Below are 10,426 nucleotides of genomic sequence, written 5' to 3' on the forward strand. Positions count from 1 at the left end.
GCTTAGGTCTCTTCTTCCTTCTTCTCCAACGGAGAAGTCCGGGGCAGGGTGAAGGTGAAGGTCGCGCCCTGCCCCACTGCGCCCTCCGCCCAGGTCCGTCCACCGTGGCGCGACACGATGCGCCGCACGTTCGCGAGCCCGATGCCGGTGCCCTCGAACTCCTCGGCCGTGTGCAACCGCTGGAAGACCCCGAACAACTTGTCCACATACTGCATCTCGAAGCCCACGCCGTTGTCACGCACCCAGACCACCGCCTCTCCCTCCACCTCGCGCGCCCCCACCTCGATGCGGGCGTCCGGCTTCGGACGCGTATACTTCAGTGCATTGGCCAGCAGGTTGTGGATCACCTGCCTCAACAGCGCCGGGTCGCCTTCCACCGTCGGCAGCTCGCCCACCTGCCATTCGACCTGGCGGCCGTTGGCTTCCGGCAACAGGTCCTTGCGAGCCTCCTCCACCAACTGCCCCAGGTCCACCCGCGTCCGCCGCATCTCCGCCCGGCCCATGCGGCTGAAGGCCAGCAGGTCGTCCACCAGCGTGCCGCCCTGCTTCGCCGCGCCCGCGATGGTGGTGAGGTAGCCCTTCGCCACGTCGTCCAGCTTCGGCCCGGCCCGGCGGTCCAGCAGCTGCGCGAAGCCGGTGATGTGGCGCAAGGGGGCGCGCAGGTCGTGCGACACGGAGTAGCTGAAGGACTCCAGCTCCTTGTTCGCCTCCTGGAGCTGGGCGGTGCGCTCGCGCACGCGCTTCTCCAGGCCCATGTTCAGGCGACGGATCTCCTCCTCCGCCTGCTTCAGGCTCTCCACGCGCTCCTTCAGCTCCATGGCCAGCGCCTCGATGCGCTGGCGTGAGAGCACCTGCTCGGTGACCTCCCACGACACGGACACGATGCCGTCCACGCGCCCTTCCACGTCGAGCAGCGGCTGGAAGGTGAGGTTGAAGTAGCCCTCGGGCGCGTCCTGCCCCTGGTCGCGGCCCAGGCGCAGGGGCATCTCGCGGCCCTGGTAGGTCTCTCCGGTGCGGTAGACGTGCTCCAGCGCTTCAATCTGTCCTTGCCCCTCCAGCTCCGGCAGCGCCTGGCGCAGCGGCAGGCCCACCAGGGGCCGGGAACCGGTGAGCTTCAGGCGCAGGTCATTGGCCATCTCGAAGACCAGCTCCGGTCCGCGCAGCACGGTGATGGCGGCGGGCAGCTGCTTGAGCACCGCGAACAGGTTGCGCCGCTCCGCCTGGGCCGTCTCGTACAGGCGCGCGTTCTCCAACGCCACGCTGGCCATCTGCGCCAGCTGCACGGCGACCGTCTCGTCCTCCGCGTCGAAGTCACCCTCCAGCTTGTCGGACACCTGCACGAGCCCCAGGTTGCGGCCGTCGTGCCCCACCAGCGGCACCGCCAGGAAGCCGCGCAGGGGCAACGCCGGGCCTTGCGCGGGGGCCGCGTCCTTCCACGACGGATGCGCGGACAACTCCTCGCGCGTCAGGCGCAGCGGGTGGTTGTCCCGGCACACCCGCGCGAAGAGGCCCCGCTCGTCCACCGCCGTCGCGTGGGCGTCCGCCGCCGACAGCGCGGTGAGCGGCTGGGCGTCGCGTCCCTCCACCACCTGCACGGAGGACTGGTTCGCGCCAATCAGCTTGCGCGCCTTGAGGGCCACGAGGTCCAGGATGGCCTGCACCCCGCCGGCCGCGTTGAGCGCCAGGCTCGCGCGCGACAGGCCTCGGAGCTGTTCGGTGCGGCGCAGCTCTCCGGCCAGCAGCCGGGCCCGCTCCTCCTCCGCGAGCTTGGACGCGGTGATGTCCTGCACGGTGCCCACGAAGCGCAGGGCCCGCCCGTCCTCGAAGAGCGTCCGGCCCGTGGCGCGCACCCAGCGCAGCACGCCGTCCTTCAGCCCCACGGTGCGGTAGGCGACGTCGTAGTCGCCCGTGCCCGCCGGATCCGTGCTTCGCGCCACCGCCTGGTTCACCGCCTCCCGGTCCTCCGGGTGCAGCCCCTCCAGGAACAGCGCGTAGGAGACCTCCGACTCCGGCGGCAGGCCGAAGAGGGTCTTGCAGCGCGCGTCCCAGTCCAGGGTGCCCGTCACCATGTTCATGTCGAAGGTGCCCAGCTGCGTGGCCGTGAGCGCCATCCGCAGCCGCTGCTCGCTGTCCTGCAGGGCCACCTGCTGCCGGCGCAGGTCCTGGGCCAGCGCCTCCGTGCGCTGGCGCGAGTGCACCCACTCCGTCACGTCGGTGGCCAGCGTGATGATGCCGGACACCTTCCCATCCGACTCCAGCAGCGGGTGGTAGATGACGTTGAAGAAGACGGAGGCAGGCTTGCCGTCGCGCTCCAGCACCACCTCGAACTCCGGCCGCACGAAGGGCTGCTTCGTGCGCAGCACCCCGCGCAGCACCTCCATCACCTCCGGCTGCGCGGCCATCTCCGGGAACACCTCCGCCAGCGTCCGTCCCGGCGGGATCCTCCGGCCCACCAGCCGCTCGTAGAAGGGGTTCGCCAGCTCGAAGACGAAGTCCTTTCCGCGCACGATGGAGATGCCCACCGGGGCCTGCATGAAGAACGCGTGCAGGCGCTCGCGGTGCACCAGCTCCAGGGCGTCGCGCTCGCGCTCGCGCAGCGCCTCTTCCCGCCGCTGCACGGCTTCGCGCGCCAGGTGCAGCTCCACGAACATCGACACCTTGGCCAGGAGGATTTCAGGCCGCAGCGGCTTGCGCAGGTAGTCCACCGCGCCGTGCACGTACGCGGCCAGCCACTCCTTCTCGTCCCCGTCGCCCGCGGTCATCAGCAGCACGGGCGTGCGCTTGTTGCGCTCGCGCTCGCGCATCAGGTTCAGCACATCCACGCCCGTCATGTCGCCCAGGTTCATGTCCATCAGGACCGCGGCGAAGTCCTCGTCCAGCACCCGCCGGAGCGCCTCGCGGCCGGACGCGGCGCGCACCAGCCGCTGTCCCAGGGGCGCGAGGATGCCCTCCAGCGCCAGCAGGTGGCCGGGGGTGTCGTCGACGAGGAGCAGGCTCGCGCGGGGTGGGGACGATGACAGGGGCGCGGCGGAGGTGGACATGGTGGAGGCTCGGGGACCGGGGCCCCTTTCCTTTAGGCTGCCTGGAGGCGCATGGGGGAGCACCGGTCTGCGAGCCGCGCGGCCCCGTTGACGGCACAACCCTTCGCCGCCGCACCCTGCATCCCCCTCCCCACCGATTCCAGCGGAACCCCTCCGCTCCAGCCCCTCATCGCCTCCCCGTCCGCCCTGGGACGCACCAGGAGGGCGCCCGGTGCGCCCAGGGTCACCTCAGGGTGACGGCAGCCGGCGCAGCGACGTCATCGGGAACGGCACCCAGAAGGGCGTCGCCACGGCGTCCCCTTCCAGCGAGAACCACGGCCCGTCCCGACCCGCGAGCACGTGGAAGTCCTGCGCGGGCGTGAAGCCCTGGCCCATCAACGCCACGCGCTCGCCCTTCGCGTTGGCGGCCACGTCCAGCACGAGCACGGTGTGGCCGGGGCTGCCGCCCAGGACGAAGAAGTCCCCGGGGCCCAGTTGCGCACGGGTGGGACGCGCGCCTTCGGCCTGGATGGACAGGGTGCCCGCGTAGGTGAAGAGCAGGTCCAGGTAGTTGCGGAAGGCCCTGCGCGAGTCATCCGCCGCCGCGCTGCCCGGCACCCACGTCACCTTCGAACCGGAGACGCGGGCCCGGTCTCCCGCCGCGTACCGGGGCCACGACGCCACGTGCCCGCTGGTGAAGCGGTAGGCGATGCGGTCCGGATGGCCGGAGGCCCAGCGCCACTCGGCGTGCAACCGGAGGATGGAGTCCGCGCATTGCTGGAGGTTGGCGGAGCCCACGTCCAGCTCGCCCACCGCCGCGAGCCGCGCATCGGTGGCGGCCAGCACCGTGCCCCCCGCGAAGTCGCGCACGGGCGTGCCGTCGGGGCGCAGGGGCAGGCCGCGCAGCCACGCACCGAAGGAGCCCGCGTCCAGGGTCACCCGCGTGTAGCCCTCCGGCGGCGCGAAGGTCTCCTCCAGCGAGCGCACCTTCGCGGTGGCGGACAGCCACGGGTAGCGCGTCCGTTCCTCCACGGTCACGGCGTGGGGCACGGCCGCCGCCCGCCTGGCCGCTTCGCCATTCGCCTCGCAGCTCAGGAGCGGCAGCGCGGTGGTGACCCACGCGAGCAGGACGCCCATCACCCGACGGCGCGGGGGGTGGTTCACATTCACAGGGCGGGACTCCTGGCGGCAGGGACCGGGACGATACCCGGACCACCCGGGTGGGACACCGGAGTGCGTCCAACGGGTCCCGGGTGGGTGTGGGTTTCCCAAGAACGCCAGGGGCGTTCTTCGCCGGACGCTCGCCACCCAGGACAGGTGCGCTCCAGGGGCCGAGCACTACCTTTTGGGAGCCATGCAACGTCGGGCAAGCCTCGTGCTGCTCAATGCACTGTCCCTGTCGCGCCTTCCGCTCGCCGCGGTGTTCATCGCGGTGTCGGATTCGCACATGCGGGCCTTCCTCGTGGTGCTGGCCGCGGCGACGGACTTCCTGGACGGGTGGATTGCCCGGCACCGGGGGCTGGCCACTCGGTGGGGGGCCCTCATCGACCCCGTAGCGGACCGGGGCTTCATGGTGACGGCCTTCATCGTGTGCCTGCTCGACGGGCTCATCGGTCCGGTGGAGTTGACGCTGCTCTTGCTGCGGGACATCGGCACGGCCATCGGCTTCATCGTCGCGAGGCTGCGGCCGGACATGCGGGCCGTCGAGCTCAAGGCGCGGATGCTGGGCAAGCTCGTCACCACGCTGCAGCTGGCGGTGCTGCTGTGCGTGCTGCTCTACCCGCCGCTGGTGCGCCCGCTCGTGGCGCTCGTCTCCCTGCTGTCGCTGGCGTCGGTCGTGGACTACACGCGCGCGGTGTGGAGTCAGCGCCAGCGCCAGCAGCGGCCTCCGTCCCCCCCTCTGGGCGCGCCCATGAGCACCGTGCGCAAGTAGCGCGGGCGGCGCTCACGCAGGCACGGAGTGTTCGTCCGGACCGGGAGCGGGGTTCAGCCGTTCGCGCTCGCGCTCCATCGCGGCGCGCTCGCCTTCGGACATGGCGTCCCAGACCTCATCCATCGTGTCGAGCAGCGCATCCACTTCGGGTGAATCACCGCCCGGAGCGCGAGCGCGGACGAGGGCCAGCTTGTGCAGCAGACTGCGGTATCGGTCGTAGACCGTCATGGTGAAAACCTCCGTCCCCGAGACGCGCACCGCCTTCCGCGACTGACGGCCGCGAGGGCACGCGAGCTCCGGGGTGGATGAGGGGGTCAGTGCAGGCCGGCGGCGCGACGGGCCTCTGCCTTGGACAGCACGGCGATCTCCCGCGTGTGGCTCTTGCCCACGATGTTGACCACGGCGCGCACCTTTTCGCCCTCCTTGAGCTGATTCACGCGGATGGCCTTGCCATCGCGAAGGATGCGCGTGCCGGTGCCAATCTCCAGCGGCAGTCGCGTGCCCGCGTCCACGATGACGACCTCCTTGGAAGACACCGACGTCACGACGCCCCTGTAGATGGCGTCCACCACGGCGATGCCCTGCTGCGCCGCGGGAGCAGGCGGCACCGCCGGAGCCCCCGAGCCACTGTTGCCCGTGCCACCGGTGCCCGTGTTCGCATCCGTACCCCGGTTGCTGGTGTTACCCTGATTCTGACTGGAGCCCTGGCTGCGGGCCTCCGGATTGGGATCCGCGGAGGGGCCTCCTTCCAACGCGTTCGGCTCCTCTGGGGTGCCCGAGCCCCCGGTGTTCTGCTCCGTGGGGCTCATGCCCGGGTTGGCGGCGGTGTTGTTGGGAGCAGCGGTGTCCGTCGAGCCCGGAGCCGTCCCGGTAGCGGGCGCCTGCTGAGCCCCCGAGCCCCCTGTCGCCGGCTCCTGCGCGGAGGAAGGCAAGCCGGCGTTCGGCTGCGCGGAGTCCTGGGACGGCACGGTGGACCCCGTTGGAGCCTGGGCCAGCAGGACTCGCGGCCGCTCTGTCACCCGGTCACCTGAAGCTCCCCCCGTCGGTGACGTCACCGCCGTCCCCGCGCACATCAGCAGGCAGGCCACGCCCGCGATCCCCAGCCCCATCCAGGTGTCTCGCCTCATGCGCGGATCTCCTCCCATCTGGGAAGGTGCGCGCTCAGGGGGCGGAAGCCACCGTCCCGCCAACCCAGGGCCCGTCCGCCTGCCTGTGCTGCCACCACGCCCGGGAACGCAAGAACGCCCCCGGTCCCACTGAAGGGCCCGGGGGCGTTGGGGAAGCCCGAAGCGCGCGGGTGTTACGGCAGCGGGAGCGGCCCGCCACCCTCGGGCAGCGTGCGCGCCAGCTCCACGGCCTTGGCCGCCTGCACGATGCCGTGGCCGTACTTGTCATCCACGCCCGGCGTCTCCGTGTCGTCCAGGGCCGTCTTCTCCAGCACCGCTCGGACGTGCGCGGCGGACAGGTCCGGCCGGGCGCTGAACACCAGCGCGGCCACGCCCGACACGTGCGGGGTGGCCATGGAGGTCCCCGACTCGCGCTGGTAGTCCACGCCGGTGATGTTCACCGTCACATCCTGGCCCTCGAGCTTCTTGATGGCCGCGCCGGACACCAGCGACACCGACACCGTGGGCACCCAGTGCGTGGAAGCGGAGCCCAGCGTGAAGGCGCCGTCGCCGTCCTCGGGCACGTTGTTGCCGATGATGATGGCGCGAGCCCCCGCCTCGATGACGTTGCGCGCCTTCTCCTCGAAGAAGATGTCGCCACGGTCCACGTACGCGACGAAGCCGTCGCAGGTGGCGGACTCGCCGCAGGAGGCCCGGTCCGTGCCCAGGCCGCAGTTGACCAGCCGGCCCGTGTAGCTGCCCTGCGCGGTGAACGACAGCGGCGACGACGTGATGGGCGCCGGCCCCGCCTCCAACGACGACAGCGATGCGGCACCCAGCACGGTGGCGCTCAGCACGTTCACGCCCGGAGCCACCAGGGAGAGCTGCGGACCGAACTGCGAGAACTCCGCGTACTCGCCCTGCGCGTTCACCGCGCCCACCGCCATCACCGACGGCAGGTACCCGGCCGGATAGGCGACGCCGTTCGTGCCGTCGTTGCCGCTGGCCGCGATGGACAGCAGGCCGTTGCCGTTGTTCCACACCCGCTCGAACGCGATCTGCTCGCTCTCGGAAGAGCCATCCGCGCCCAGCGACAGCGAGGCGATCCGCGCCCCCTGCGACTGGCACCACTGCACGGCTTCGATGACGTCGTCGGTGCTGCCGCCGCCCTTCACGTCCAGCACGCGGGCGACGAGCAGCGACGCGCCCGGCGCCACGCCCACCACGCCGTTCGGATCCTGCCCGGGCGTCACGCGTCCCCCCGAACCCGCGCCGAACTGGGCCAGGATGGTCGCCGCCACGTGCGTGCCGTGGCCGCCGCCCACCGTCACGATGCCCTGCGCCTCGCTCTGGTCGGTGGGGTCGTCGTCACGGTCGACGAAGTCCTTGCCGCCCACGAAGGCCGCCTTCAGCTCCGGGTGTTTGCTGTCCCAGCCGCTGTCGATGACGCACACCTTGACGCCCTCGCCCGTGGGAGCACCGGGGTCGAGGATGCCGTCGTTGTTGGCGTCCCACACCTGCGGCGCCTGCACCAGCTTGAGGCCTTCGGTGTACTCGCCCACGGAGCCCTGCGTGCTGAACGCGCCCTGCCACGACACCACGGGCGGCGGCGTCGGCAGACCTGACGCGCGCACGCGGCGGTTGGGCTCCACGAAGAGCACGTCCGGGTTCTGCTTCAGCTTCGCCAGGGCGTCGGGCGACAGCCGGGCGGAGACCATGTGGAGGCCCGGGAAGCGGCGCTTCACCGTGCCGCCCTCGCGCTCCACGGCCGCCGCGAAGTCCGCGGTGGCGGCCAGCGCGTTGGCGGCGACCCTGGGCTTGAAGGTGATGAGCACTCCGTCCGCGGGCTCCTGCGTACTCAGCGCGGAGGACGCGGTGCCGGGCAGGGACTGGTCGGTGGTGCCGGGACACGCCTGGGGAAGGACGACATCGATGGGGTCGGGATCACCGCCGCAAGCCACCAGACCGGACAGCCCGAGCCCAAGCCAAAGCCAACGCTTCATGGGGTGCATCTCCTTCGTGCCCGGACAGCGGGAGGTACCGCGCCGTGACCCGCCGTCTTTCGAAAAGGCAGCGGGGAAGAACGGGGCCGCCCAGCTTCCCGTTCCCGAAAACAATTTAAGCATGGACGAAGGACGACTGCTCGGGCGGCTGTCATGCGCACGACGGGCACGCGGTGCCGAACAACGTGAGGAGGCCAACGCTCTGGAAGCGAGCACCTGTCGCTCCCTTCAACGTCCGCCGCGCGCGAGCACGGCGTGCCGCGTTGAGGCCCGGCCCGCCACCCCGTCAGGGAGTCAGGCGTCCACCGCACACCGCAACATTCGGCAACAAAGCCCTGAGCGGCGTCAGGCGTCCGAGGGGTCCACGCCGAAGATGCGCTGGGCATCCACGCCGTAGGCCGCGAGCTGGCGCTCCGTCTCCGCCGCATCCCATCCCAGGAGCGGCGCCATCACGGAGGCGGCGCGGACCGCCGCGGAGCGACCCTGGTCCCGCGTCTCGAACGCGACCTTGAGGCGGCGGATGAGCAGGTCGGACAGCGTCTGGACCATCTCGTGGGTCACGCCCCACGCGGCCTCGGCGCGGCGGTACGGCAGGCCGTCCACGAGCGGCTCGGCCAGCTCCGGCGTCTCGCGCGTGAGCGCCCACACCGCGCGCCAGCGGCTGCCATACGCGCGCACCAGGTGCTCGGCGGTGGCCGCGTCGCCCACCTCTTCACGCGCCGCCGCGAACTCCGCGGACAGCTTCGCGATGTCTCCGCCCGGAAGGGGCCGGGCATCGGTGGTGGACTTGCGGTGGGGCAGGGTGAGGTGGCGCTCCACCGCGTTGACCACGTCGCGGGCCATGACCCGGAAGGTGGTGAGCTTGCCACCGCTGATGGCGAGCACCCCGGACGGGCTCACGTCGATGGCGTGCTCGCGGCTGGCGCTGCCCGCATCGGTGTTGCCGTGGTAGCCGCTCGCCGCCAGGGGCCGGATGCCCGCCCAGGCACTGACCAGGTCCTCGCGGGTGAGGTGCGCCTCGGGGAAGAACGCGTTGGCGGAGGCCAGCAGGTAGGCCACGTCCGACTCGCTCGCGCGCACCTCGGCCGGGTGGGCGCGGGTGGCCGTCTCCGTGGTGCCGATGAGCGTGAACGCATCCGCGGGCAGGATGAACATCACGCGGCCGTCCACCGGGGACAGCAGCGTGAGCGCGTCCTGGATGCCCAGGCGCGAACGGGGCACGGCGATGTGCACGCCCTTGCTGCCTCGCACCGCGGGCCCGGTGCGGGTCGTCCCTGAATCGAGCTGGCGGATCTCATCACTCCAGGGTCCGGTGGCGTTGACGACCGCGCGGGCGCGCACGGTGTGCTCCGTGCCCGTGAGGTGATCCACGACCACCGCGCCCGTCGCCTTGCCCTCCTCCATCACCAGCCGCCGCACCGAGGCATGGTTGAGCACCACCGCGCCGGCCTCGCTCGCGCCCAGCGCATTGGCGAGCGTCAGGCGCGCATCGTCGGTGGCCGCGTCGTAGTAGCGCGCGCCGCCCTTGAGCCCTTCCGCGCGGATCCCCGGCTCCGCCTCCAGCACCTGCTTGAGGGACAGCCGCTGATACGCCTTCACGTTCCGGAACAGCGACAGGGCGTCGTACAGCATGAGGCCCGCGTTGAGCTTCCACCGGGGCACCCGCGCGCCCGCGTACACGGGCCACACGAACGCAAGCGGGCGCACCAGGTGGGGCGCCAGGTGCAGCAGGCGCCGCCGCTCGATGCTGGATTCGAAGACGAGCCCCAGGTGACCGTGCTCCAGGTAGCGCAGGCCGCCATGGATGAGGCGCGACGAGCGGCTGGACGTCCCGCTGGCGAAGTCCTCCCGCTCCACCAGGGCGACCTTCAGGCCGCGCAGCGCCGCGTCCCGGGCCGCGCCCGCGCCGGTGACACCGCCGCCAATGACGAGCAGATCAAAGGCCTCGGCGCCCAACGCGCGCAGGCGCTCGGCGCGCGCGGGCGGCGGCGCGGGGATGGTGAAGGCAGGAAGCGAACGGAGCACGGCGGATTCAGAACGCACGTCAGGAGTCTATGACGGGAAGTCTGCGGCTGCAGCGGATTCCAATGCGATGCGTCAAGAGGTCCACGCGGCAAGGGGACGGGACGGCCTGGACAGTGTCGGACAGCGAGCGGGGCGGGCGATCTTGCGTGTCCGGAGGCGGACGGCTAGGGAGGCAGGCATCCATCCCCCGTTGTCCAGGACGCCGCCCTTTTCGAGAACACACCACCGTGTGGGACCCCCGAGACCGACGTGACCTGGCGTGCCTGGGACTGCTGGTCCTGGTGTACGGGCTCGCGGTGGCGCCGGTGCTGCACGCGGTGGTGGGGCACGGGGGAGGGC

7 protein-coding genes are annotated in these 10,426 nt (G+C 71.6%); 1 reads left to right on the forward strand and 6 read right to left on the reverse strand.

Annotated elements, in window-relative coordinates:
- Positions 1-2: 2 nt before the first annotated feature.
- Positions 3-3,041, reverse strand: coding sequence for an ATP-binding protein (locus tag D7X74_RS17965; RefSeq protein WP_120534194.1), 3,039 nt, complete (start codon positions 3,039-3,041; stop codon positions 3-5).
- A gap of 228 nt (positions 3,042-3,269) precedes the next feature.
- Positions 3,270-4,190: a DUF4846 domain-containing protein gene (locus D7X74_RS17975; RefSeq protein WP_233602152.1), complete on the reverse strand. Its 921-nt coding sequence runs from the start codon at positions 4,188-4,190 to the stop codon at positions 3,270-3,272.
- Positions 4,191-4,374: 184 nt separating this feature from the next.
- Between D7X74_RS17975 and D7X74_RS17980 the strand changes: the two genes are divergently transcribed.
- Positions 4,375-4,953, forward strand: coding sequence for a CDP-alcohol phosphatidyltransferase family protein (locus D7X74_RS17980; RefSeq protein WP_120534197.1), 579 nt, complete (start codon positions 4,375-4,377; stop codon positions 4,951-4,953).
- A 12-nt stretch (positions 4,954-4,965) separates the two neighbouring features.
- Here D7X74_RS17980 and D7X74_RS17985 read toward each other — a convergent pair whose 3' ends face one another.
- From D7X74_RS17985 to glpD, 4 genes are all read right to left on the reverse strand, one after another.
- Positions 4,966-5,181 (reverse strand): hypothetical protein, encoded by a 216-nt coding sequence (locus D7X74_RS17985; RefSeq protein WP_199732963.1) that lies wholly within the window; start codon positions 5,179-5,181, stop codon positions 4,966-4,968.
- Positions 5,182-5,267: 86 nt separating this feature from the next.
- A complete protein-coding gene (locus D7X74_RS17990; protein WP_147446602.1) occupies positions 5,268-6,080 on the reverse strand; it encodes a hypothetical protein in 813 nt (270 codons plus the stop codon).
- Between the two features lie 173 nt (positions 6,081-6,253).
- The gene (locus D7X74_RS17995) at positions 6,254-8,062 is read right to left on the reverse strand and encodes a S8 family serine peptidase (protein ID WP_120534200.1); all 1,809 of its coding nucleotides are present in this window, start codon (positions 8,060-8,062) and stop codon (positions 6,254-6,256) included.
- A gap of 345 nt (positions 8,063-8,407) precedes the next feature.
- Positions 8,408-10,105 carry a glycerol-3-phosphate dehydrogenase gene (gene glpD, locus D7X74_RS18000; protein ID WP_120534201.1) on the reverse strand — a complete coding sequence of 566 codons (1,698 nt, stop codon included), beginning with the start codon at positions 10,103-10,105 and terminating at the stop codon, positions 8,408-8,410.
- Positions 10,106-10,426 lie beyond the last annotated feature (321 nt).

Origin of the sequence: Corallococcus sp. CA047B (assembly GCF_003612065.1) — a bacterium.
Taxonomy (GTDB): Bacteria; Myxococcota; Myxococcia; order Myxococcales; family Myxococcaceae; genus Corallococcus; species Corallococcus praedator.

Excerpts from the sequence above, each read along its gene's own strand:
- D7X74_RS17965 (WP_120534194.1), bottom strand. The coding sequence starts at position 3,041 with ATGTCCACCTCCGCCGCGCCCCTGTCATCGTCCCCACCCCGCGCGAGC.
- D7X74_RS17980 (WP_120534197.1), top strand. The coding sequence starts at position 4,375 with ATGCAACGTCGGGCAAGCCTCGTGCTGCTCAATGCACTGTCCCTGTCG.
- D7X74_RS17985 (WP_199732963.1), bottom strand. The coding sequence starts at position 5,181 with ATGACGGTCTACGACCGATACCGCAGTCTGCTGCACAAGCTGGCCCTC.
- D7X74_RS17990 (WP_147446602.1), bottom strand. The coding sequence starts at position 6,080 with ATGAGGCGAGACACCTGGATGGGGCTGGGGATCGCGGGCGTGGCCTGC.
- D7X74_RS17995 (WP_120534200.1), bottom strand. The coding sequence starts at position 8,062 with ATGAAGCGTTGGCTTTGGCTTGGGCTCGGGCTGTCCGGTCTGGTGGCT.